The organism is Pseudomonas sp. OE 28.3 (genome assembly GCF_014268205.2).
Classification (GTDB): Bacteria; Pseudomonadota; Gammaproteobacteria; order Pseudomonadales; family Pseudomonadaceae; genus Aquipseudomonas; species Aquipseudomonas edaphica.
This window is the reverse complement of sequence record NZ_CP077082.1, coordinates 314372-339885: the sequence shown is the minus strand read 5'-3', so window position 1 is coordinate 339885 and position 25514 is coordinate 314372. Positions and strand designations below refer to the sequence as shown.

At 57.5% G+C, this 25514-nt stretch carries 18 protein-coding genes, 2 tRNA genes and 3 rRNA genes; 16 read left to right on the top strand and 7 right to left on the bottom strand.

Going from position 1 to position 25514, the window contains the following annotated elements; genetic code table 11:
* Positions 1–63: 63 nt before the first annotated feature.
* The 7 genes from rrf to HU759_RS01495 form a co-directional block, all read right to left on the bottom strand.
* Positions 64–179: ribosomal RNA gene (gene rrf, locus HU759_RS01525) — 5S ribosomal RNA — on the bottom strand.
* Between the two features lie 157 nt (positions 180–336).
* Positions 337–3228 (bottom strand): 23S ribosomal RNA (locus HU759_RS01520).
* Positions 3229–3465: 237 nt separating this feature from the next.
* Positions 3466–3541: transfer RNA gene (locus HU759_RS01515), tRNA-Ala, on the bottom strand.
* A 10-nt stretch (positions 3542–3551) separates the two neighbouring features.
* Positions 3552–3628: transfer RNA gene (locus tag HU759_RS01510), tRNA-Ile, on the bottom strand.
* A 122-nt stretch (positions 3629–3750) separates the two neighbouring features.
* Positions 3751–5287, bottom strand: a 16S ribosomal RNA gene (locus HU759_RS01505).
* Together the 16S, 23S and 5S rRNA genes with 2 tRNA genes alongside form the textbook arrangement of a ribosomal RNA operon.
* Before the next feature lie 576 nt (positions 5288–5863).
* Positions 5864–7084, bottom strand: coding sequence for a CaiB/BaiF CoA-transferase family protein (locus tag HU759_RS01500; RefSeq protein ID WP_186618281.1), 1221 nt, complete (start codon positions 7082–7084; stop codon positions 5864–5866).
* A gap of 12 nt (positions 7085–7096) precedes the next feature.
* Positions 7097–8278 carry an acyl-CoA dehydrogenase gene (locus HU759_RS01495; RefSeq protein ID WP_003187423.1) on the bottom strand — a complete coding sequence of 394 codons (1182 nt, stop codon included), beginning with the start codon at positions 8276–8278 and terminating at the stop codon, positions 7097–7099.
* Positions 8279–8435: 157 nt separating this feature from the next.
* Between HU759_RS01495 and HU759_RS01490 the strand changes: the two genes are divergently transcribed.
* The 16 genes from HU759_RS01490 to HU759_RS01415 all read left to right on the top strand — a co-directional run bounded on the left by HU759_RS01490 (position 8436) and on the right by HU759_RS01415 (position 25505).
* The gene (locus HU759_RS01490) at positions 8436–9335 is read left to right on the top strand and encodes a LysR family transcriptional regulator (RefSeq protein WP_017139060.1); all 900 of its coding nucleotides are present in this window, start codon (positions 8436–8438) and stop codon (positions 9333–9335) included.
* A 462-nt stretch (positions 9336–9797) separates the two neighbouring features.
* Complete coding sequence (locus HU759_RS01485; protein WP_186618279.1) at positions 9798–10919, top strand: Re/Si-specific NAD(P)(+) transhydrogenase subunit alpha; 1122 nt, start codon at positions 9798–9800, stop codon at positions 10917–10919.
* A 15-nt stretch (positions 10920–10934) separates the two neighbouring features.
* Entirely contained in the window at positions 10935–11255 is a 321-nt protein-coding gene (locus HU759_RS01480; RefSeq protein ID WP_003220416.1) for an NAD(P) transhydrogenase subunit alpha, read from the top strand.
* Entirely contained in the window at positions 11255–12691 is a 1437-nt protein-coding gene (locus HU759_RS01475) for an NAD(P)(+) transhydrogenase (Re/Si-specific) subunit beta (protein WP_017139062.1), read from the top strand. The genes HU759_RS01480 and HU759_RS01475 overlap by 1 nt, the downstream gene beginning before the upstream one ends.
* 235 nt (positions 12692–12926) lie before the next feature.
* Positions 12927–14420, top strand: a complete 1494-nt coding sequence (locus HU759_RS01470; protein ID WP_017139063.1) for an acetyl-CoA hydrolase/transferase family protein — start codon at positions 12927–12929, stop codon at positions 14418–14420.
* A gap of 318 nt (positions 14421–14738) precedes the next feature.
* The gene (locus HU759_RS01465) at positions 14739–14954 is read left to right on the top strand and encodes a DUF1127 domain-containing protein (protein WP_003214752.1); all 216 of its coding nucleotides are present in this window, start codon (positions 14739–14741) and stop codon (positions 14952–14954) included.
* A 263-nt stretch (positions 14955–15217) separates the two neighbouring features.
* A complete protein-coding gene (locus HU759_RS01460) occupies positions 15218–15403 on the top strand; it encodes a DUF1127 domain-containing protein (protein WP_017139065.1) in 186 nt (61 codons plus the stop codon).
* Between the two features lie 160 nt (positions 15404–15563).
* The gene (locus HU759_RS01455; protein ID WP_017139066.1) at positions 15564–15884 is read left to right on the top strand and encodes a DUF2388 domain-containing protein; all 321 of its coding nucleotides are present in this window, start codon (positions 15564–15566) and stop codon (positions 15882–15884) included.
* A gap of 106 nt (positions 15885–15990) precedes the next feature.
* Entirely contained in the window at positions 15991–16299 is a 309-nt protein-coding gene (locus tag HU759_RS01450) for a DUF2388 domain-containing protein (protein ID WP_017139067.1), read from the top strand.
* 39 nt (positions 16300–16338) lie between these two features.
* Entirely contained in the window at positions 16339–16659 is a 321-nt protein-coding gene (locus HU759_RS01445; protein ID WP_060756468.1) for a DUF2388 domain-containing protein, read from the top strand.
* Positions 16656–18617 (top strand): DUF4105 domain-containing protein, encoded by a 1962-nt coding sequence (locus tag HU759_RS01440; RefSeq protein ID WP_170040723.1) that lies wholly within the window; start codon positions 16656–16658, stop codon positions 18615–18617. Before HU759_RS01445 ends, HU759_RS01440 begins: the two co-directional genes overlap by 4 nt.
* 256 nt (positions 18618–18873) lie before the next feature.
* Positions 18874–20181: a CitMHS family transporter gene (locus tag HU759_RS01435; protein WP_017139070.1), complete on the top strand. Its 1308-nt coding sequence runs from the start codon at positions 18874–18876 to the stop codon at positions 20179–20181.
* A 65-nt stretch (positions 20182–20246) separates the two neighbouring features.
* On the top strand, positions 20247–21014 hold the full coding sequence (locus tag HU759_RS01430) for a TerC family protein (RefSeq protein ID WP_017139071.1): 768 nt from the start codon (positions 20247–20249) through the stop codon (positions 21012–21014).
* Between the two features lie 289 nt (positions 21015–21303).
* Positions 21304–22962, top strand: a complete 1659-nt coding sequence (locus tag HU759_RS01425) for a Na/Pi cotransporter family protein (protein WP_017139072.1) — start codon at positions 21304–21306, stop codon at positions 22960–22962.
* A gap of 58 nt (positions 22963–23020) precedes the next feature.
* Positions 23021–24403: a pitrilysin family protein gene (locus tag HU759_RS01420; RefSeq protein WP_169987974.1), complete on the top strand. Its 1383-nt coding sequence runs from the start codon at positions 23021–23023 to the stop codon at positions 24401–24403.
* 70 nt (positions 24404–24473) lie between these two features.
* On the top strand, positions 24474–25505 hold the full coding sequence (locus HU759_RS01415) for a DUF5924 family protein (RefSeq protein WP_017139074.1): 1032 nt from the start codon (positions 24474–24476) through the stop codon (positions 25503–25505).
* The last annotated feature ends 9 nt before the right edge of the window (positions 25506–25514 follow it).

Here is a 25514-nt window from a genome sequence, read left to right as displayed (position 1 = left end):
TCATGGACTTCTACATAAACAAAACCCCTGATTGCGTTAGCAATCAGGGGTTTCGGAATTTAATCTTGACGATGACCTACTCTCACATGGGGAAACCCCACACTACCATCGGCGATGCATCGTTTCACTACTGAGTTCGGGATGGGATCAGGTGGTTCCAATGCTCTATGGTCGTCAAGAAATTCGGGTACTGAGTCGTAGCCAAATGGCTTCGCTTCAGCAAATTGGGTATGTGACAGCTTTCGGTGTTTTGTGAGCGTCGAACTTTCGGTTCATCTCGTCTTCACACACCGCAATCTGATGCTCTTTCGAGTAGTCAAATTGCTTGGGTGTTATATGGTCAAGCCTCACGGGCAATTAGTATTGGTTAGCTCAACGCCTCACAGCGCTTACACACCCAACCTATCAACGTCGTAGTCTTCGACGGCCCTTCAGGGGACTCAAGGTCCCAGTGAGATCTCATCTTGAGGCTAGTTTCCCGCTTAGATGCTTTCAGCGGTTATCTATTCCGAACATAGCTACCCGGCAATGCCACTGGCGTGACAACCGGAACACCAGAGGTTCGTCCACTCCGGTCCTCTCGTACTAGGAGCAGCCCCTCTCAAATCTCAAACGTCCACGGCAGATAGGGACCGAACTGTCTCACGACGTTCTAAACCCAGCTCGCGTACCACTTTAAATGGCGAACAGCCATACCCTTGGGACCGGCTTCAGCCCCAGGATGTGATGAGCCGACATCGAGGTGCCAAACACCGCCGTCGATATGAACTCTTGGGCGGTATCAGCCTGTTATCCCCGGAGTACCTTTTATCCGTTGAGCGATGGCCCTTCCATACAGAACCACCGGATCACTAAGACCTACTTTCGTACCTGCTCGACGTGTCTGTCTCGCAGTCAAGCGCGCTTTTGCCTTTATACTCTACGACCGATTTCCGACCGGTCTGAGCGCACCTTCGTACTCCTCCGTTACTCTTTAGGAGGAGACCGCCCCAGTCAAACTACCCACCATACACTGTCCTCGATCCGGATAACGGACCTGAGTTAGAACCTCAAAGTTGCCAGGGTGGTATTTCAAGGTTGGCTCCACGCAGACTGGCGTCCACGCTTCAAAGCCTCCCACCTATCCTACACAAGCAAATTCAAAGTCCAGTGCAAAGCTATAGTAAAGGTTCACGGGGTCTTTCCGTCTAGCCGCGGATACACTGCATCTTCACAGCGATTTCAATTTCACTGAGTCTCGGGTGGAGACAGCGCCGCCATCGTTACGCCATTCGTGCAGGTCGGAACTTACCCGACAAGGAATTTCGCTACCTTAGGACCGTTATAGTTACGGCCGCCGTTTACCGGGGCTTCGATCAAGAGCTTCGCGTTAGCTAACCCCATCAATTAACCTTCCGGCACCGGGCAGGCGTCACACCCTATACGTCCACTTTCGTGTTTGCAGAGTGCTGTGTTTTTAATAAACAGTCGCAGCGGCCTGGTATCTTCGACCGGCATGAGCTTACGGAGCAAGTCCTTCACCCTCACCGGCGCACCTTCTCCCGAAGTTACGGTGCCATTTTGCCTAGTTCCTTCACCCGAGTTCTCTCAAGCGCCTTGGTATTCTCTACCCAACCACCTGTGTCGGTTTGGGGTACGGTTCCTGGTTACCTGAAGCTTAGAAGCTTTTCTTGGAAGCATGGCATCAACCACTTCGTTAACTAAAAGTTAACTCGTCATCAGCTCTCGGCCTTAGAATCCCGGATTTACCTAAGATTCCAGCCTACCACCTTAAACTTGGACAACCAACGCCAAGCTGGCCTAGCCTTCTCCGTCCCTCCATCGCAATAACCAGAAGTACAGGAATATTAACCTGTTTTCCATCGACTACGCTTTTCAGCCTCGCCTTAGGGACCGACTAACCCTGCGTCGATTAACGTTGCGCAGGAAACCTTGGTCTTTCGGCGTGGGTGTTTTTCACACCCATTGTCGTTACTCATGTCAGCATTCGCACTTCTGATACCTCCAGCAAGCTTCTCAACTCACCTTCACAGGCTTACAGAACGCTCCTCTACCGCATCACTTACGTGATACCCGTAGCTTCGGTGTATGGTTTGAGCCCCGTTACATCTTCCGCGCAGGCCGACTCGACTAGTGAGCTATTACGCTTTCTTTAAAGGGTGGCTGCTTCTAAGCCAACCTCCTAGCTGTCTAAGCCTTCCCACATCGTTTCCCACTTAACCATAACTTTGGGACCTTAGCTGACGGTCTGGGTTGTTTCCCTTTTCACGACGGACGTTAGCACCCGCCGTGTGTCTCCCATGCTCGGCACTTGTAGGTATTCGGAGTTTGCATCGGTTTGGTAAGTCGGGATGACCCCCTAGCCGAAACAGTGCTCTACCCCCTACAGTGATACATGAGGCGCTACCTAAATAGCTTTCGAGGAGAACCAGCTATCTCCGAGCTTGATTAGCCTTTCACTCCGATCCACAGGTCATCCGCTAACTTTTCAACGGTAGTCGGTTCGGTCCTCCAGTTAGTGTTACCCAACCTTCAACCTGCCCATGGATAGATCGCCCGGTTTCGGGTCTATTCCCAGCGACTAGACGCCCTATTAAGACTCGCTTTCGCTACGCCTCCCCTATTCGGTTAAGCTCGCCACTGAAAATAAGTCGCTGACCCATTATACAAAAGGTACGCAGTCACAGAACAAAGTCTGCTCCCACTGCTTGTACGCATACGGTTTCAGGATCTATTTCACTCCCCTCTCCGGGGTTCTTTTCGCCTTTCCCTCACGGTACTAGTTCACTATCGGTCAGTCAGTAGTATTTAGCCTTGGAGGATGGTCCCCCCATATTCAGACAAAGTTTCTCGTGCTCCGTCCTACTCGATTTCATGACTAAGAGATTTTCGCGTACAGGGCTATCACCCACTATGGCCGCACTTTCCAGAGCGTTCCGCTAATCTCAAAGCCACTTAAGGGCTAGTCCCCGTTCGCTCGCCACTACTAAGGGAATCTCGGTTGATTTCTTTTCCTCAGGGTACTTAGATGTTTCAGTTCCCCTGGTTCGCCTCTTACGCCTATGTATTCAGCGTAAGATAACCATCTTATGATGGCTGGGTTCCCCCATTCAGACATCTCCGGATCAAAGTCTGTTTGCCGACTCCCCGAAGCTTTTCGCAGGCTACCACGTCTTTCATCGCCTCTGACTGCCAAGGCATCCACCGTATGCGCTTCTTCACTTGACCATATAACCCCAAGCAATCTGGTTATACTGTGAAGACAACATTCGCCGAAAATTCGAATTTCTCAACTAAGAGAACTCACAAATTTTACCTTAGCCTGATCCGTTACCAGTGAAAGTAACGTTCAGTCTATCTTTCTATCACATACCCAAATTTTTAAAGAACGATCTAATCAAAGACTAGAAATCAATATTCACTTCAGAATATTCATTTCTAAACTCTAACAGCAGAAGCAGTTAATGGTGGAGCCAAACGGGATCGAACCGTTGACCTCCTGCGTGCAAGGCAGGCGCTCTCCCAGCTGAGCTATGGCCCCATAACAAAATTGGTGGGTCTGGGCAGATTCGAACTGCCGACCTCACCCTTATCAGGGGTGCGCTCTAACCAACTGAGCTACAGACCCAATTTCGAGCGTCACTGATTAGCTAAGAGCTATCAGCTTGGAGCTTAAAGCTGCTTCTATCGTCTTCTTCAATGAATCAAGCAATTCGTGTGGGAACTTATGGAGCAGCTGATGTCGTCGATTAAGGAGGTGATCCAGCCGCAGGTTCCCCTACGGCTACCTTGTTACGACTTCACCCCAGTCATGAATCACACCGTGGTAACCGTCCTCCCGAAGGTTAGACTAGCTACTTCTGGTGCAACCCACTCCCATGGTGTGACGGGCGGTGTGTACAAGGCCCGGGAACGTATTCACCGCGACATTCTGATTCGCGATTACTAGCGATTCCGACTTCACGCAGTCGAGTTGCAGACTGCGATCCGGACTACGATCGGTTTTGTGGGATTAGCTCCACCTCGCGGCTTGGCAACCCTCTGTACCGACCATTGTAGCACGTGTGTAGCCCAGGCCGTAAGGGCCATGATGACTTGACGTCATCCCCACCTTCCTCCGGTTTGTCACCGGCAGTCTCCTTAGAGTGCCCACCATGACGTGCTGGTAACTAAGGACAAGGGTTGCGCTCGTTACGGGACTTAACCCAACATCTCACGACACGAGCTGACGACAGCCATGCAGCACCTGTCTCAATGTTCCCGAAGGCACCAATCTATCTCTAGAAAGTTCATTGGATGTCAAGGCCTGGTAAGGTTCTTCGCGTTGCTTCGAATTAAACCACATGCTCCACCGCTTGTGCGGGCCCCCGTCAATTCATTTGAGTTTTAACCTTGCGGCCGTACTCCCCAGGCGGTCAACTTAATGCGTTAGCTGCGCCACTAAAAGCTCAAGGCTTCCAACGGCTAGTTGACATCGTTTACGGCGTGGACTACCAGGGTATCTAATCCTGTTTGCTCCCCACGCTTTCGCACCTCAGTGTCAGTATTAGTCCAGGTGGTCGCCTTCGCCACTGGTGTTCCTTCCTATATCTACGCATTTCACCGCTACACAGGAAATTCCACCACCCTCTACCATACTCTAGTCAGTCAGTTTTGAATGCAGTTCCCAGGTTGAGCCCGGGGATTTCACATCCAACTTAACAAACCACCTACGCGCGCTTTACGCCCAGTAATTCCGATTAACGCTTGCACCCTCTGTATTACCGCGGCTGCTGGCACAGAGTTAGCCGGTGCTTATTCTGTCGGTAACGTCAAAACAGCAAAGTATTAATTTACTGCCCTTCCTCCCAACTTAAAGTGCTTTACAATCCGAAGACCTTCTTCACACACGCGGCATGGCTGGATCAGGCTTTCGCCCATTGTCCAATATTCCCCACTGCTGCCTCCCGTAGGAGTCTGGACCGTGTCTCAGTTCCAGTGTGACTGATCATCCTCTCAGACCAGTTACGGATCGTCGCCTTGGTGAGCCATTACCTCACCAACTAGCTAATCCGACCTAGGCTCATCTGATAGCGCAAGGCCCGAAGGTCCCCTGCTTTCTCCCGTAGGACGTATGCGGTATTAGCGTCCGTTTCCGAACGTTATCCCCCACTACCAGGCAGATTCCTAGGCATTACTCACCCGTCCGCCGCTCTCAAGAGAAGCAAGCTTCTCTCTACCGCTCGACTTGCATGTGTTAGGCCTGCCGCCAGCGTTCAATCTGAGCCATGATCAAACTCTTCAGTTCAAACATCTTTGGGTTTTTAAGAAACCCTAAACTTGGCTCAGCAATCGTTGGTTACATCTTTGATTTCTCGCGGAGTAACTTGTGATGCTGATAATCTTGTTGACTATCAGTCTGACTCCACAAGCACCCACACGAATTGCTTGATTCAGTTGTTAAAGAGCGGTTGGTTAAGATCTTTCGTCTCAACCGAGGCGCGCATTCTACAGCAGCCTCATTTGCTGTCAAGTGATTATTTTCAGAAGCTTTCGAAGAATTCTTCAACAACTTCAACCACTTGCGCTTACGATCTCTCGTTAGCGGGAGGCGAATTCTACAGCGTTACACGCTGCTGTCAACACCTCTTTTTCAACTTCCTTTTGGCTTCGATGAACTGAAGCAACTTGCTGCCGAAAACTTCGTAACTCATTGTTTACCAAGGAGTTTTCCGTTTCGACCGCGCCGGAAGTGGGGCGAATTATAGACTTCTAGAATCTGCCGTCAACACTTAATTTAGCGCCTCTATCAATAAGTTAGAATTGATCAAAAAACAACCAGGCCAACGCTCTTTGATCAAACTACTTATATAGAAGAGCAGCTTCAGATAACGCCCGCAGCCTTCAGCGCAGCCACATTCGCCGAATCCAGACCCAACACCCCCTGCAGCACCTGCACCGTATGCTCGCCCAATAGAGGAGGCGCATTACGATATTCCACCGGTGTCTTGGACAACCGCATCGGACTGGCGACCTGAGGCACCATCCCCGCCAATGCATGCGGCAACGCCATCGCCAACCCACGCGCCTTGACCTGCGGGTCGGCAAACACTTGCGCCAGATCATTGATCGGCCCACACGGCACGCCTACTTGCTCCAACTGCGACACCCACTCAGCCGTCGTCTTGAACACTGTGGCCTGGCGAATCAGCGGAATCAGCTCCGCACGGTTAGCCACCCGCACCTTGTTAGTCGCGAAGCGCGGATCATCCGCCCACTGCGGCTGCCCGGCCACCTCAGCAAACTTGCGAAACTGTCCGTCATTACCCACCGTCAGAATGAAGTCGCCATCAGCCGTGGGAAAGTCCTGGTAAGGCACAATATTGGGGTGAGCATTGCCCAGGCGCTTGGGCGCAGTACCCGTCGTCAGGTAATTCATCGCCTGATTGGCCAGGCACGCCACCTGCACATCCAGCAACGCCATGTCGATATGCTGCCCACCGCCGTCATGATCCCGATGAGCCAGCGCCGCCAGGATCGCCACGGTCGAGTACAGCCCCGTCAGGATATCCGTCAACGCCACGCCCACCTTTACCGGCCCAGCTCCCTCATCACCCTCGGGCCGACCGGTCAGGCTCATAAGCCCACCCAGCCCCTGGATCATAAAGTCGTAGCCTGCACGCGTCGCATAAGGCCCCGTCTGGCCGAAGCCTGTGATCGAGCAATAGATCAACTCTGGATTGATTTCCTTGAGCGATTCATAGTCCAGCCCATACGCCGCCAGACCACCCACCTTGAAGTTCTCGATCAGGATATCGGACTTGGCCGCCAGGTCGCGCACCAACTTCTGCCCCTCCGGGCGCGTGAAGTCGATGGTCACCGACTCCTTGTTACGGTTGGCCGACAGGTAATACGCCGCCTCACTGGTGTTCTCGCCATAGGCGTCTTTAAGGAAGGGCGGCCCCCATGCCCGCGTATCATCGCCACTGCCCGGCCGCTCAACCTTGATCACCTCGGCCCCAAGGTCTGCAAGGATCTGTCCGGACCACGGGCCGGCCAGCACTCGTGACAAATCCAATACCCGCAGATGTGAAAGCGCACCCATGCCGTTCTCCTATTAATAGAACGCTTGAAGACCGGTCTGCGCGCGCCCAAGAATCAAGGCGTGCACGTCATGGGTGCCCTCATAGGTATTGACCACCTCCAGGTTGACCAGGTGACGCGCCACCCCGAACTCATCCGAAATACCGTTGCCGCCCAACATGTCCCGCGCCATGCGCGCGATATCCAGGGACTTGCCACACGAGTTGCGCTTCATGATCGACGTGATCTCAACCGCCGCCGTCCCTTCATCCTTCATGCGCCCCAAACGCAGGCAGCCTTGCAAGGCCAGGGTGATTTCGGTCTGCATATCTGCCAGCTTCTTCTGGATCAGTTGGGTAGCCGCCAAGGGCCGCCCAAACTGCTGACGGTCCAGGGTGTACTGACGAGCGGTATGCCAGCAAAACTCGGCAGCCCCCAGCGCCCCCCAGGAAATGCCATAGCGTGCCGAGTTAAGACAAGTGAAAGGCCCCTTCAGGCCGCGCACATCCGGGAAGATGTTCTCCTCGGGTACAAACACGTTATCCATGACGATCTCACCGGTAATCGAAGCCCGCAGGCCGACCTTGCCGTGAATCGCCGGAGCGCTCAGCCCCTTCCACCCCTTCTCCAGGACAAAACCACGGATATCACCCGCATCGTCCTTACCCCACACCACAAACACATCGGCGATCGGGCTGTTGGTGATCCACATCTTGGCGCCGGTCAGGCTGTAGCCGCCATCGACCTTACGTGCACGGGTAATCATCGCACCCGGGTCAGAACCGTGGTTAGGCTCGGTCAGGCCGAAACAGCCGATCCACTCGCCCGATGCCAGCTTTGGCAGGTACTTCTGCTTTTGCGCCTCGGTGCCAAATTCGTTGATCGGCACCATCACCAATGACGACTGCACACTCATCATTGAGCGATAACCGGAGTCGACACGCTCCACCTCACGGGCAATCAGCCCGTAGCTCACGTAGTTCAGGCCACTGCCGCCGTACTGCTCAGGGATCATCGCGCCCAGCAGGCCGGTTTCACCCATCTCGCGAAAAATCGCAGGGTCGGTCTTTTCATGGCGAAAGGCTTCGAGCACACGCGGCGCCAGCTTGTCCTGGGCGAATTGCTCAGCACTGTCGCGCACCATGCGCTCTTCTTCGGTGAGCTGTTGATCCAGCAACAGCGGATCGATCCAGTTGAAGCTTGCCTTGCCAGCCATGAATAAGTCCTCGGGGAAGAAAACAGAAGTCGTGGATGCAGCCTAGGCCTAGCAACCGCAGAGGGCAAACGAGGTTTATGCATAGGGTTGTGCTAATTTCTCACTTCGTAATGAGCTAGAAGCGCACAAATGCGCTTTATGAGTGAGTACAACGTATATGCGCAGAAAAATTCCCAGCACCACCGCCCTGGTCAGCTTTGAAGCAGCGGCCCGCCACGAGAGCTTTACCAAGGCGGCGCACGAGCTTTCACTCACTCAAGGCGCCATCTGTCGACAGATCGCCAGTCTGGAGGAGTTTTTGAGTGTCGAGCTATTTCGACGCTCACGGCGGGGCGTCAAGCTGACGGAAGCGGGGCTGTCGTATAGCCGTCGCGTTGCCATGCAACTGGACGCCGTAGAGCGCGATACCTTGTCGGTCATGGGGCAGCAAGGTGCGAATGTCATCGAGCTGGCAGTGGTGCCAACGTTCGGCACCCAATGGCTGATCCCACGGCTCAAGGACTTCCAGCACCAACACCCGGAAGTCACGGTCAACCTCACCAACCGCACGCGCCCTTTTCTGTTTGCCGACACCGAGTTCGACGCCGCCATCTACTTTGGCGATGCCGATTGGTCAGGCACCGAATCCCACCGACTGATGGGCGAAAACCCCGTTCCCGTGTGCAGTCCGCGCTTACTGGGCAGCCGTGCCCACTTCAGCCCGGAAGAGATCGCCCAACTGCCACTGCTGCAACAAACCACTCGGCCATATGCCTGGCGCCAGTGGTTCAGCGCGCAACAACTGAACATACCTCGCGACATGACAGGCCCGCGTTACGAGCTATTCTCGATGTTGTCGCAGGCAGCCATGCATGACATGGGGATCGCGCTGATTCCGCCTTTCCTCATCCAGCGCGAGCTGGAGGAGAAGCATCTGGTGATCGCAAGCCTCGAAGCGCTGAGCAGCACAAAGGCTTACTACCTGATGATTCCCGAAAGAAAAGTCGAATCTGCGTCGCTGCACGCGTTTAGAGATTGGCTGATCGACCAGTCACAGCGCTATAACCCCAGCATTTAAAGGGTAAGGTCATTTTATTGACCTTGTAGTCAAATAAATTAAGCGCCTACAGATGTAACTATATGTCGTGTTTTGGAAGACTGTACCTCTCAGCGTAAAAATGAGCTTAACGCCATGACTGACAAGGCTTGTAGCGACTATCAGCTGCCAATGCCCGACCATTCACGGCAAAGATAGGAAAACCGTCTACAACCCTCTACAACCCTCTAAAACCCTTTAAACACCTGTATTTAAAGAGGTTATTTTGCCATGTTGCGACAATCAGTCACAGGGTGACTTGTAGTTAATTTTTCGTCACCCGTCATAATCCCTTGAAGGCCGTAAAGTTCGCCTGCAAAATGCCGCGCCCCGCTGTCATTTCAGCGGGATCGTGCTGATCGGCCGCCCCAGCTGCGCCCCTCACGGTGCACTGGCCTTTTTACAAAAAGATCAAAAGCAAAAAGATCATGCAGGAGATTTGACGTGCACATTGGTGTTCCTCTCGAAACCCAGACCGGTGAAACGCGGGTGGCTGCCACCCCGGAAACCATCAAGAAGCTGATCGGCCAGGGCCATAAGGTCACTGTACAAAGCGGCGCAGGCATTACCGCCAGCATCGTCGACAGTGCCTATGAAACGGCAGGCGCAACCATTGGCAGCGCCAGCGACGCGTTTGGCGCCGAGCTGATTCTCAAGGTGGTTGCCCCCAGCGACAGCGAACTGACGCTGATCAAAAGCGGCACCGTGTTGGTGGGCATGCTCAACCCGTTCAGCAACGAAACCATCGCCAAGCTGGCAGAGCGAGGCATTACCGCCTTCGCGCTCGAAGCTGCGCCACGTACCTCGCGAGCCCAAAGCCTCGACGTGCTGTCGTCACAGGCCAACATTGCCGGCTATAAAGCCGTATTGCTGGCAGCCCATCACTACCCACGCTTCATGCCGATGCTGATGACTGCCGCCGGCACCGTCAAAGCCGCGCGCGTGCTGATCCTCGGCGCGGGTGTCGCCGGCCTGCAGGCGATCGCCACGGCGAAACGCCTGGGCGCCGTGATCGAAGCGTCTGACGTGCGCCCTGCCGTAAAAGAGCAGATCGAGTCCCTCGGCGCCAAGTTCGTCGACGTGCCCTACGAAACCGATGAAGAGCGTGAATGCGCGGTCGGTGTCGGCGGCTACGCGCGCCCGATGCCATCGAGCTGGATGCAGCGCCAGGCCCTGGCCGTGCATGAACGCGCCAAACAAGCGGACATCGTCATCACTACTGCGCTGATCCCGGGCCGCAAAGCCCCGACCTTGCTCAGTGCCGAAACCGTCGCACAAATGAAGCCGGGGTCGGTGGTCATCGACCTCGCCGCCGCCCAGGGTGGCAACTGCCCACTGACCGTCGCCGACCAAGTCGTGGTGAAAAACGGCGTGACCATTTGCGGCCCGACCAACCTGGCCGGTGCCGTCGCCGCCGATGCTTCTGCTTTATATGCGCGCAACCTGCTGGACTTCCTGAAGCTGGTCTTCACCAAGGAAGGGCAGTTTGAAATCAACCTCGAAGACGACATCGTCGCCGCGTGCCTGATGTGCCGCGACGGCCAAGTCATCCGCAAAAACGCCTAAGCAGGGATTCAGACGATGGAAGAGCTTATCTCCCCCGGTATCTACAACCTGATCATCTTTGTGCTGGCGATTTATGTCGGTTACCACGTGGTCTGGAACGTCACACCCGCGCTGCACACACCACTGATGGCGGTGACCAACGCGATCTCTGCGATCGTAATCGTCGGCGCCATGCTCGCCGCAGCCCTCACCGTGACACCACTGGGTAAAACCATGGGCACCCTGGCCGTGGCCTTGGCGGCGGTTAACGTATTCGGCGGGTTCCTGGTCACGCGCAGGATGCTGGAGATGTTCAAGAAGAAAGCCCCGAAAGCAAAAGAAGAGGCGCCAAAGTAATGAGCATGAATTTGGTTACGACGCTCTACTTGATCGCGTCGATCTGCTTTATCCAGGCCCTCAAAGGCCTGTCGCACCCAACCACATCGCGACGCGGCAACCTGTTCGGCATGCTCGGCATGGCGCTGGCGGTGCTGACGACCGTGGGCCTCATCTACAAGCTCGGCGCTGAGCTTGCAACAGCCGGTATCGGTTACGTGATCGTCGGCCTGCTGATCGGCGGCACCGCCGGTTCGATCATGGCCAAGCGCGTAGAAATGACCAAGATGCCAGAGCTGGTTGCCTTCATGCACAGCATGATCGGCCTGGCGGCGGTATTCATCGCGATTGCCGCCGTGGTCGAGCCGCAATCCTTGGGCATCGTCAAACACCTGGGCGACTCGATTCCTGCGGGCAACCGCCTGGAACTGTTCCTCGGCGCAGCCATTGGTGCAATTACCTTCTCCGGTTCGGTGATCGCATTCGGCAAACTCTCGGGCAAGTACAAGTTCCGCCTGTTCCAGGGCGCACCGGTACAGTTCGGTGGCCAGCACAAACTGAACCTGGTGCTCGGCCTGGCAACCCTGGGCCTGGGCCTGGCGTTCATGTTCACCGGCAACCTCACTGCGTTCGCGTTGATGCTGGCCCTGGCTTTCGTGCTGGGCGTGCTGATCATCATCCCGATCGGCGGCGCCGACATGCCGGTGGTTGTCTCGATGCTCAACAGCTACTCCGGTTGGGCAGCGGCGGGCATCGGCTTCTCGCTGAACAACTCGATGCTGATCATCGCCGGCTCCCTGGTGGGCTCCAGCGGCGCGATTCTGTCGTACATCATGTGCAAGGCAATGAACCGCTCCTTCTTTAATGTGCTGCTCGGTGGCTTCGGCAACACAGCAGATGCCGGCGCAGCGGCAGGCTCCAAAGAAGCGCGTCCGGTGAAATCCGGTTCGGCGGACGACGCCACGTTCCTGCTGACCAACGCCGACACCGTGATCATCGTTCCCGGCTACGGCCTGGCAGTCGCTCGGGCGCAACACGCCCTTAAAGAGCTGACCGAAAAGCTGACACACCGTGGCGTGACCGTGAAGTACGCGATCCACCCGGTAGCGGGCCGTATGCCTGGGCACATGAACGTGTTGCTGGCCGAGGCGGAAGTGCCTTACGACCAAGTGTTCGAGATGGAAGACATCAACTCCGAGTTCGGCCAGGCCGACGTGGTGCTGGTGTTGGGCGCCAACGACGTGGTCAACCCGGCCGCCAAGAACGACCCTAACTCACCGATTGCCGGTATGCCGATCCTTGAGGCATTCAAGGCCAAGACCATCATCGTCAACAAGCGCTCGATGGCCAGCGGCTACGCCGGTCTGGATAACGAGCTGTTCTACCTGGACAAGACCATGATGGTCTTCGGTGATGCCAAGAAAGTCATCGAAGATATGGTCAAAGCCGTCGAATAACACTGCGCCAGCGCAATACACGAAACCCTGGCCTCCAGTAGGCTGGGGTTTTTTTATTGTTCCCAAGCTCTGCGTGGGAATGCATCCGGGAATGCTCGGCGTTCCGCTTTGTACTCACGTGAAACCCGACCAAAGGCTCTAAATCGCTGCCTGGCATTCGACCATGGTAGCGGGCCGAATTTTTTTGAAATCACTACACTGCCCACCTTGCTTCCGTAGCCTGAGATAACAATTCATGTACCGTGATCGTATCCGCTTGCCTTCGTTGTTGAACAAGGTCATGAGCGCGGCAGATGCCGCCGCACTGATCGAGGACGGCATGACCGTCGGCATGAGCGGCTTCACCCGTGCCGGTGAAGCCAAGGCCGTCCCCCACGCCCTGGCCGAACGCGCCAAGACTTCGCCGCTGAAAATCACCCTGATGACCGGTGCCAGCCTGGGCAATGACTTGGACAAGCAACTGACCGAGGCCGGCGTTTTGTCGCGCCGCATGCCGTTTCAAGTCGACAGCACACTGCGCAAGGCGATCAACGCAGGCCAAGTGATGTTTATCGACCAGCACCTGTCGGAAACCGTCGAGCAACTGCGCAACAACCAGCTCAAGTTGCCGGACATCGCCGTGATCGAAGCCGTCGCGATCACCGAACAAGGACACATCGTGCCCACCACCTCCGTGGGCAACTCGGCCAGCTTTGCGATTTTCGCCAAACAAGTGATTGTCGAGATCAACCTGGCGCACAACCCGAACCTGGAAGGGCTGCACGACATCTATATCCCGACCTACCGGCCGACGCGCACGCCAATCCCACTGGTCAAGGTCGACGACCGCATCGGCAGTACCGCGATTCCGATCCCGCCGGAAAAAATCGTCGCCATCGTGATCACCAATCAGGCCGACTCCGCCTCAACCGTGACACCACCGGACGCCGACACCCAAGGCATCGCTAACCATCTGATCAACTTCCTCAAGCAGGAAGTCGACGCCGGGCGCATGACCAACAAGCTCGGCCCGCTGCAGGCCGGGATCGGCAACATCGCCAACGCGGTGATGTGCGGCCTGATCGAATCGCCATTCGAAGACCTGACCATGTATTCGGAAGTGTTGCAGGACTCGACCTTCGACCTGATCGACGCGGGCAAGCTGAGCTTTGCTTCGGGCAGCTCGATCACCTTGTCGGAGCGACGCAACGCTGACGTGTTCGGCAACCTGGAACACTACAAGGACAAGCTGGTACTGCGCCCTCAGGAAATCTCCAACCACCCTGAAGTGGTTCGGCGCCTGGGCATTATCGGTATCAACACGGCGCTTGAGTTCGACATCTACGGCAACGTCAACTCCACCCACGTCTGCGGCACGCGGATGATGAATGGGATTGGCGGCTCCGGAGACTTCGCGCGTAACGCGCACCTGGCGATTTTCGTCACCAAGTCGATTGCCAAGGGCGGCGCGATTTCCAGCGTGGTGCCGATGGTCAGCCATGTGGACCATACCGAGCATGACGTGGACATACTGGTGACCGAGGTTGGCCTCGCTGACCTGCGTGGCCTGGCGCCACGCGAGCGCGCACGGGTGATCATCGACAATTGCGTGCACCCGGCTTACCGCGATGCGCTGAACAGTTACTTCAACGCTGCCTGCGCGATCGGTGGGCATACTCCGCACATCCTGCGCGAAGCACTGAGTTGGCACATCAATCTGGAAGAAACCGGGCATATGCTCAAGGCTTGATTGATACAGATCCGAGCTGATGCAAACACAGTTTGTTCAGCTCGGTGACCACAGCCGTACATTTTGAAAAAACTGTACTGCTGTACCGGTCATTTCCTACTGAATTCTCCTACGAACCCCACCGCAAATGCCAATTTCGCACCGATAAAGTGCAGACAGGTACAGTTGCCTCATTTCCGTACAGTACAGCCGCTATAAACAGTTAACTGGCCCCTCACAATACAGGTGAACTGTATCTAGAGAGTCTTGCGTCGGAGGAGGATCATTGGCATCAGTTAAACCACTACCTAATCCCGCCACAAGCGGAAGGATGTCATCATGGAACGTACACTCAGTTCCGATCTGTTCTTCGAAGAAAAAGCTGTAAACACCCAGGCTTCCCTGCCTTTGCGCGTTCTCGCCAACCTGATGTTGTGGCAGCGCCGCATCTCCAGCCGCCATCAACTGGCTCGTCTGGATTCGCGTCTGCTGGCTGACGCCGGTATCAGCGAAGCTCAACGCTACGAAGAGCTGAGCAAGCCGTTCTGGCGCTAATTGGCGCCCGCTGGCCCTGACCCGCCGGGTCCACCGCCAGCACCCTGATTTAACAAAACAAAGCCCGCCCCGGGAAACCGGAGGCGGGCTTTGTTGTTTCCGGGTTTCAAACTTTACACGGCTAAAACAGACCCCAGAGATAAGGACCAGTACAGTTTAAATAACATAACAATTAGACGGTACAATTTAACTTTGGTGTATCTGTATTGGTAAAAGCTGGCCGCCCAAGATGGTGTTCCAAGACCTCATGGAAGGCCGCCGTCATGAACACACAGACCTCGCGTTACAAACAGTTGATCATTCGAATGGCTTGCGCCCTGGGCAGATGGGCGCGGCAGGCCCATGAACGCCGCCAACTTGCGCAACTTGACCCACGTGAATTAGCCGACGCCGGCATCAGCCAGGGCGACCGTACTGCCGAGCTGTCCAAACCTTTCTGGCGTGACTAGGCAGATAGAGGCTTTCCGAACGGATAAGCGGCAGCTTAAGATCCCGTTATTACGTGGCGAACCTTGTAGAGCGGACGTCTGATGCTTAATCCGCAGCAATGTCCGTTTCACAGTGGCCGCTTTGCGCCGCTTTTATTTGATCTTCTACAGGAGTTTTTCCATGTCCCGTCTTCGCCTGCTGAGTGCTGCCACCCTGTTGGCCCTGGCCGCCAACGCCAACGCGAGCAGCCTTATCGTGACCACCGACTCGATCGTCGGCGCCCTCAAAGCCACTTCCGATGCCAGCTCCGATGCCACGTCGTCCCTGCGTGACAACAAAGTCGTGCAAGCCGCCCGTGACGACGCTGCCAGCTTTGTTGCCAGCGAAGGCGCCATTCGTGGTGTGAAGCTGGAAAGCGCCCTGGCCCAGATTCGCCAACAGGCCCCACAACTGAACACAGCGACCGACGCACAACTGGCCCAGGCGATTCTGGCCATTTGATGATCCGGTAACGCCAGGGCATGCCAGCCGCTACCAAATGTGTCAGCGCTGGCTCTCGCCCGGGCGTTGCGCTAGCCTTGGCGCTCGCTTTCAGTTGTCGAGTCCCATGGCTTTTTCATACCGCCTGTTGATTGTTCCCGTGTTGTTTTCTGCCTGCTGGCCACCCTTGGCTTCGGCCTTTGATGTGTCCACCCAGAGCACCGTCATCAGTGCCTACGCCACCAGCAAGGTGACGTCAGCGCCCTTTGACAGAAAATTGATACTGGCCGCCCAGGATGACGCTGCCGCTTTTATCGCCACTGACGGCCAATGGCGGGGAGCTCGTCTGGAATCTGCGCTGGAGTATCTGCGCCGAACCCAGCCAAAACTTCATGTCAGCGACCTTGAACTGGCGCAGGCAATTCTCGTCCAATAATCATCGTATATTTCTATCTTTGTATTTCGGAGTCATTCCATGCGTAGCCCGCTGATCGCCGCCGCTCTGGGCCTGCTGTTGTTGGCCGATGTCGCCCACGCGCAAACCCTGAAAGCCACCAGTAACATCATCGTGCGTGCCTCGGCGCGCACCATTGATTTCACTTCGGACACCACCACTTCCATCCGCGACTCCAAAATCGTGCGCGAAGCCCACGATGACGCTGCCAGCTTCGTCGCCTCCAACGGCGAAATCCGCGGCGCACAATTGGAAGCAGCCTTCGATACCCTGCGCACCCGCGTACCGGAAGCCCGCGACGCCAGTGACCAGACCCTCGCCGAAGCTATCCTCGCTCTGTGAGGCGCCTGTTCGCCTGGCTACTGGCCGGGACTGTGCTGCTCTGTGCAGGCACAGCCCAGGCCAGCCTGCAACTGCGGCTCAAGACCGATGGCTTGAGCCCGGCCGAACAGCAGGCAAGCCAGGCGTTGCTCGACGAAGCGATGCGCGCTCTGCCGCCGCGCTTTATCGAGCAGTTGGACCGGCGTATTGATGTCGGCTGGACCGACAAGATGCCTGAAAACGCCTATGGCCAGGCTTCTCTGGTGTCCGAACTGGACCTCAACAGCAACCTGCTCGCCAGCCTCACCGACGGCAGCGCCGCCACCCAGAAGACCAATCGCCCCCATGGCACTGTGCGCCGCGAAATGCTCGCCACCGTGCTGCATGAGCTGACCCACATCTATGACCGTGCGCGCTTGTGGTCCACAGACGAGCGCCGCCTGATCCAGCGCTGCAGCCGCCAGAACAACATCACCGGCCTGATCGGCCTGCCCGATCAATGCCGTGGCCAGAACGACCGTCGTTTCACCCTGAGTGACGACCCGCGCCTGCTGGACATTGCCGGCTGGCCCCAATACGTGGGCCGTCGCGGCGAGCGCGAGCAACACAACCACCAGGTCGCCCGCAGCCCCGATATCTACGAAACCACCAGCCCGCTGGAGTTCGTGGCGGTCAATATGGAGTATTTCCTACTTGACCCGAGCTATGCCTGCCGTCGCCCCGCGCTGTTTCGCTATTACAAGGAACACTTCGGCTGGGCACCGCCCGAACAAGACACCTGCGCCAAGACCTACGCGTTCCTGAACGCCGGTAACGACTTCGCCAAAACGCCGTTGGGCCAGATCGACCCGGAGCGCGTGTATGAAATCGACTACTTGCTGGCCGAGGCCAACCAAAATCTGGTGAGCCGCTGGGGCCACAGCATGTTGCGCCTGGTGATCTGCGCACCCGGCCGCCCGCGTGGCCCGGATTGCCGATTGGACCTGGACCAGCACTTGGTATTGTCTTACCGCGCTTTCGTCGGTGACGTACAGCTCTCGAGCTGGGATGGGCTGGTGGGCAAGTACCCGTCACGGCTGTTTGTGCTGCCGTTGGCGCAGGTGATCGACGAATACACCAAGACTGAACTGCGCGGCCTGGCCTCGGTGCCGCTCAAGCTCACCCGCCAAGAGATCAACGACACCGTCGAACATGCCGCCGAGATGCACTGGAGCTACGACGGCAATTACTTTTTTATCTCCAACAACTGCGCGGTGGAGAGCCTCAAGCTGCTACGCAGCGGCAGCGCCAACCCGCAACTGACCGGCCTGGACAACATCACCCCCAACGGCTTGCTCGAGGTGCTCAGTGCCCGCGGCCTGGCTGATACCAGTGTGCTAGACGACAAGCGCGAAGCCTTGCGCCTGGGTTATCACTTCGACTCGTTCCGCGAGCGCTACCAGGCGATGTTCGACGTGCTGCGCAAACACCTGCCGATCAAGCAGACCCAAGTCGAAGACTGGCTCGCCCTCAGTGCCGCAGAACGCCGCCAGTGGTTCATCCAGGCCGACCTGCGCACCAGCGCCGCGCTGCTGCTGCTGGAACAAGCCAGCTATCGCAAACAACTGATGCTGGCCCAGGACGAAGTCAAGCAGCGCTACCTCAATGCCCGTGAGCTGAAAAACGGCGGCATGGAAAAAGCCAACAACACACTGCAACAGATCCTCGCCAACAGCGGTTTTCTAAGCCGCCCGGCGGAATTGCTCGACAGCGGCGGCTACGGCCTGCCGCAACCTTCGGAAGCCAAACGCCTGGAATCGGAAAGCGCCGAGCGCCAGAAGCAACTGCAATCGTTGACCGGCGATCTGGATAAAGAGGTGAGGGCGCTGCTGGACCCCTCACGCGCCGACGAGATTGCCGCCTGCGAAGCCAACCTCAAGCAGATGGGCGAGCACCTGCGCGCCTTGCACAAAGCCTCAGGCGGTTTGGAGCTGCCCTGAGTCACCTTAAAGAAAATTCCTACAAACCTTCCATCATCTGACTTACACAGCGAAAGCTGGCTGAAAGCTTCCCCGTCTAGGATCGCCCCCACTGCCGGCAACAGACCGGCTGTAAACAACAACAATGGTGATTCCTGATGTCCGCTACTACCCGCCTGTTCGCTCCAACTCCACTCGTACGCTACGTGCCTTTCGTACTGCGCTGACCCCAACCCGGTTCGCCATTCCCTAGCCGCGCTACGCCCGGAGTATTCCTATGCTGACTTTCCTTGGCTTCGCCATGGTCATCACGTTCATGTACCTGATCATGACCAAGCGCCTGTCCGCGCTGATTGCCTTGATCATTGTGCCAATCCTGTTCGCCCTGTTTGGTGGTTTTGCCCCCGAGATCGGCCCGATGATGCTTGCGGGCATCACCAAGCTTGCGCCGACCGGCGTAATGCTGATGTTCGCCATTCTCTACTTTGCCCTGATGATCGACTCCGGCCTGTTCGACCCGGCCGTGCGCAAGATCCTCAAGATGGTCAAGGGCGACCCGCTGAAAGTTTCGGTCGGTACCGCCGTGCTTGCCCTGGTGGTGTCCCTGGACGGTGACGGCGCCACCACTTACATGATCTGCGTGGCCGCCATGCTGCCGCTGTACCAGCGCATCGGCATGAGCCCGCGGATCATGGCCGGCTTGATCATCCTCGCCGGCGGCGTGATGAACATGACGCCGTGGGGCGGCCCGACTGCCCGCGCCGCGAGTGCTTTGCATGTAGACCCGTCGGACATCTTCGTACCGATGATCCCGGCCATGGCTGTCGGCGTCGTGGCGATCCTGGTGATTGCCTACATGTACGGCAAACGCGAACGTGCCCGCCTGGGTGAACTGCACCTGCAGGGCGACGAGATCGATCACAGCGAGATCAGCGTGTCGCAATTCCCGGACGCCCGTCGCCCCAAGCTGATCTGGTTCAACGGCGCACTGACCTTCGCGCTGATGTGCACCCTGATTGCCGGCCTGTTGCCGCTGCCAGTGCTGTTCATGGTGGCGTTCAGTATCGCGATGATCGTCAACTACCCGTGCCTGCAACAGCAGAAAGACCGCGTCGCCGCCCACGCCGGCAGCGTGCTGGCAGTCGTCGGGCTCATCTTCGCCGCGGGCATCTTCACCGGCATTCTGTCCGGTACCGGCATGGTTGATGCCATGTCCAAGAGCTTGCTGGCGGTTATCCCGGAAGCGCTGGGCCCGTACCTCGCAGTGATCACCGCGCTGGTAAGCATGCCGTTCACGTTCTTCATGTCCAACGACGCGTTCTACTACGGCGTACTGCCTGTGCTCGCCGAAGCGGCCAGCCATTACGGTATCACCGCCGTGGAAATGGCCCGTGCGTCCATCGTTGGCCAACCCGTACATTTGCTCAGCCCGCTGGTACCATCGACTTACCTGCTGGTGGCCCTGGCCGGGATCGAGTTTGGCGATCACCAACGCTTTACCCTCAAGTGGGCAGTGCTGGTGTGCCTGTGCATAATGTTCGCCGCTTTGCTGATGGGGATTTTTCCGCTGTTCAGCACTCTATAATCGTAACGACCTGACCGCGCGGCGCTGCAGCTTGCGCGGCTTCACATTTGCTCAAAGGAATACACATGGAATGGCTGACCAATCCGGAAATCTGGATTGCCTTCTTCACCCTGACGGCCCTCGAGATCGTCCTGGGTATCGATAACATCATCATGATTTCGATCCTGGTCAGCCGCATGCCCAAGCATATGCAGGCGCGCACCCGGATCTTCGGCCTGGCCCTGGCCATGGTCACGCGAATCCTGTTGCTGCTGTCGATCACCTGGGTCATGCAACTCACCGCCGACCTGTTCGTGGTCTTCGGCCAGGGCATCTCCGGTCGCGACCTGATCCTGTTCTTCGGTGGCCTGTTCCTGCTGTGGAAAAGCTCCCAAGAGATGTACCACGCCCTCGAAGGTGAAGACGAAACCCACGACGAGCCGGGCGGCAAGGGTGGCAAGTTCATCTACACCATCATCCAGATCGCGATCATCGACATCGTGTTCTCCCTGGACTCGGTGATCACTGCGGTCGGCATGGTTTCCCATGTGCCGGTCATGGTCGCTGCGATCGTGGTAGCCGTACTGGTGATGATGCTGGCTGCGGGCACCATCAGCGAATTCATCGACAAGCACCCGTCGCTGAAGATGCTGGCGCTGTCGTTCCTGCTGGTGGTGGGTACGGTGCTGATTGCCGAATCCTTCGACGTGCATGTGCCAAAAGGCTACGTCTACTTCGCCATGGCGTTCTCGCTGGCAGTAGAAGCGGTAAACATCAAGATGCGTACCGCTATCGCGAAAAAGAAGAAACAGCAGGATCCTGTGAAACTGCGCAAGGACATTCCGGGTCAATAAACCTGACCCGCTGCTGTTGATCGTTGTTGATCGTTCCCACGCTCCGCGTGGGAATGCCGCCTCAGGACGCTCCGCGTCCGCCCTCAAAGCGACGCAGAGCGTCACGGGATGCATTCCCACGCAGAGCGTGGGAACGATCTTCATGACAGTTTTGTTTCAATCCCCACTTTAGCTATGCGATGCTGGCGCAGAGCCCATTCGCCAACTACAGCTTAAGTACAAGACGTAGAACGGCACGCGGCAATTCTCATTTGCTCTTTCTGGAGCACACCCACACGGGGGGCCGAGCATGCTGACCTTGCTCAATCTGCTTTCCGCCGTGACCCTGCTTATCTGGGGCACGCACATCGTCCGTACCGGCATCTTGCGGGTCTACGGTTCCAACTTGCGCCAAGTCATCGGGCAGAACATGTCCAAGCGCTGGCTGGCGTTTATCGCCGGTATCCTGGTGACGGCCATGGTGCAGAGCAGCAACGCCACGGCGATGCTGGTGACGTCGTTTGTCGGCCAGGGCTTGATGGGCCTTATGCCGGCGCTGGCGACCATGCTCGGTGCCGACGTCGGCACGGCGTTGATGGCGCGGGTACTGACTTTCGACCTGTCCTGGCTGTCGCCACTGCTGATTTTTCTTGGGGTGATTTTCTTCCTCTCGCGTAAACAGACGCGGGCGGGGCAGATGGGCCGCGTCGGTATCGGCCTGGGCCTGATCATTCTGGCCCTGCAACTGATCGTCGAAGCCGCCGGGCCGATTACCCATGCCCAAGGCGTCAAAGTTATCTTTGCCTCGCTGACCGGCGATATTCTGCTGGATGCCTTGGTCGGCGCGCTGTTTGCGATGATTTCCTACTCCAGCCTGGCCGCCGTACTGCTGACCGCCACCCTCGCCGGTGCCGGTGTGATCGGCTTGCACGTGGCCATCGGCCTGGTGATCGGCGCCAACATCGGCAGCGGCGTGCTGGCCTTCCTCAGCACCAACATGCAGAACGCTGCCGGCCGCCAGGTCGCGCTGGGCAGCTTGTTGTACAAACTGATCGGCCTGTTGCTGATTATTCCGGTGCTCGACCCGCTCGTACGCTGGATGGATGGTTTGGACTACAGCGCCCAAGGCATGGTCATCACCTTCCATGTGCTCTACAACACCACGCGCTGCCTGATCCTGCTGCCCACCATCGGGCCAATGGCGCGCCTGTGCGCCTGGTTGCTGCCGGAACAACAGGAGACCAACGGCAAAGCCAGGCCACGTCACCTGGACCTGGCCTCGCTCGCCACCCCAAGCCTGGCGCTGGCCAACGCCGCCCGCGAGACCCTGCGCCTGGGCGACCTGATCGACAACATGCTCACCGCCATGCTCGAAGTACTGCGTGGCAAGCAAACCGCCATTACCCAGGAAATGCGCAGCCTCAGCGATGACGTCGAGGCCCTCTACAGCGCGATCAAGCTTTACCTGGCGCAAATGCCCCGCGAAGACCTCAGTGAACAGGACAGCCGCCGCTGGGCGGAGATCATCGAGCTGTCGATCAACCTCAAGCTGGCCGGCGACCTGATCGAACGTATGCTGCGCAAAGTCCAGCAGCAGAAAACCTCACAGCGCCGACAGTTCTCCGAAGTCGGCCTGGAAGAACTCACCGGCCTGCACAGCCAGTTGATTGCCAACCTGCGCTTGGGCCTGTCGGTGTTTCTCAGCGCCGACCCCGAAAGCGCCCGCCAACTGCTGCGTGAAAAGCGCCGTTTCCGCGCCCAGGAGCGCCGCCTGGCCCACGCCCACGTCAGCCGTCTGCAGCGTAAAATCGTACAGAGCATGGAGACCAGTTCCCTGCACCTGGAGCTGATTGCCGACATGAAACGCCTGAACTCGTTGTTTTGCAGCAGTGCTTATGTAGTGTTGGAAACCTCAGACACCGGCGCACTCTCTGCCGAAGATATTGCCGACATCACTCATTCGCCCTGAACATACGATGGCCCGTGAAGTCAGTTAACAATGGACCTCACCCGCCAGGAAGCTTGTTATGCGTCGCCTGTTACTTGCCTGCCTGCTCATGGGCTCGGCACACACCTTTGCCTTCGACCGCCTGCAAGTCGAAGGCTACAGCTTGCCCAACGGCCTGCAATTGCTGCTCAAGCCAGGCACCGAGCGTGGGCACGTGGCGATCCGCCTGGTGGTCGGCGTAGGCCTGGATGACTTTCCCTGCGACGAAAAAGAACTGCCGCACCTGCTCGAACACTTGCTGTTCAGCGGCATCGACGGCGGTGGTGAAGGCGACCTTGAGGACCGCATGCAAGCCCTCGGCGGCGAATGGAACGCCTACACCAGCAATGCCGATACCACCTTTGTGATCGAGGCACCCGCGCAAAACCAGCGCAAGGTGCTGGACCTGTTACTGGCGATCCTCACCCGCACCGAACTGACCGACGCGAACATCAATGCCGCCAAAAAAGTGGTCGAGCGCGAAGACGGCGGCCATTACTCGCACCTGCAACGCTTGCTCGACCGCCAGGACCTGGGTCACACCGCCAGCAACCAATTGGCCGTCGAACTGGGGCTCAAATGCGCCGAACGTGCCGAAGTCAGCCAACTGACCCGTGATCAATTGCAAACCCTGCGCACACATTGGTACGCGCCCAACAACATGACCCTGATTATCGTCGGCGACCTCGACAAACTGCTTCCGGCGTACCTGGAGCGCACTTACGGTCAACTTGATCCGGTCGAACCCACCGAGCACCGGCCGCTGCCGGAAATCCAGCACACCGCCGCCAGCCATCGCGACCTTATCCACGGCTGGGTTGGTGACAGCGCCAAACTGCACTGGCTGTTCCCCGAACCGGTTTTGGACGACCAACACGATGAAACCTACGATTTGCTCAAGGACTACCTCGACTGGGCGCTGTACCGTCAGCTGCGCCTCAAGCACGGTTTGTCCTACGGCCCATGGAGTGAGCGCGAAGTGCTCGGCGGCGTCGGCTTCCTCAGCCTGAATGCCGACCTTGAGCGCGACAAACTCCCTGAGGCTGAACAGGTGTTGCAGAACCTCACGGCACAACTGCTCAAGGACGGCCTCGACCCAGCGGTATTCGCCCGCCTGCAGCAAGCTGCCATCGCGCGCCAAGCCTGGGCGGTGCAGGGTAACAGCGCGCTGGCCGACTATTACTGGAGCGCTGCCGGCGACTATGCCGATGGCCATATCAGCGACCCGGCCAAGCGCATCAAGGCCGTCAACCTGGCGCAAACCAACCAGGCCATGCGCGAGGTGTTTAACCAGAAGGGCTACTGGCGCATCGAAAAACCCTTGCTGAGCTATGACGCCCTGAGCTGGATCGGTGCCGGTGTACTCGTGCTGATCGCCAGTGTGTTGATCGGCGTGCGCCTTTATCGCAAACGGATCACGTAATGAGGCACCGAACACAGGGCTAAGACGTTATTCTGTCTGGGATTTTTCCTACACCAATTGTGAATCGCCAATGCCAAATCTACCGCCCCTTATCCAGCGCATTATCGAACTGATCAAGCGCTATCCAGGGGTGATCGCACTCGGCGGTTTCATATCCGGTGTGTGCAGCTTCATCCTGGTGGACCGCCAGCAGGGCATGGCCAGCTGGATCGCGGTGATCATGCTGGTGAGCTGGCTGTGGCTGATGCTGGAAAACAGCTTTACCCAGCTGTTCGCCAAAGTCTTCAAGCGCGAAATCCCCGAGCCGCTGCTGCGCTACGCGACCCAGATGATCCACCAGGAAAGCCTGTTCTTCGTATTGCCGTTCTTTTTCGTCACCACCGCCTGGAACAGCGGCCAATCCGTATTCACTGGCCTGCTCGGCGCGGCGGCGCTGGTGTCGATCACCGACCCGCTGTACTACAAGTGGCTGGCACCCAAGCGCTCGCTGTTCCTGGCGCTGCACACCCTGACCTTGTTCGCGGCACTGCTCACCGCACTGCCCATCATCATGCACCTGACTACCGCCGAGAGTTACAAATTGGCGCTCGGCGTGGCCATGGCGCTGTCGATCCCGAGCCTGGCCGCGAGTCTGCCGCTGCGCAGCGTCAAAGGCTGGGCGATGCTGCTCGGGGTGACGGCCGCCATCGGCTGCGCCGGTTGGTTCCTGCGCAGCTGGGTGCCGCCGGCCACATTGTGGATGACCGAAGTGGCGATCAGCACCCAGCTGCAAGACCGCACACCGGGCGATGACCTCAAGGAAGTCACCGCCGCGCAACTGCGCAGCGGCGGGCTGTACGCTTACACCGCGATCAACGCGCCACGCGGGCTGGATGAGCGGATTTACCATGTGTGGAAATTCAACGGCCAAGAGGTCGACCGCATCGCCCTGGATATCCATGGCGGACGCAAGGAAGGCTATCGCGCCTGGACCCACAAGCAGAACTTCCCGGCCGACGCGGTCGGGCGCTGGCAGGTGCAGGTGTTGACGGAGGATGGGCAAGTCATCGGCGTGCTGCGTTTTAAAGTCACTGACCCAGCACAAACGGACAACCCAAAGTAGGCCGTATCG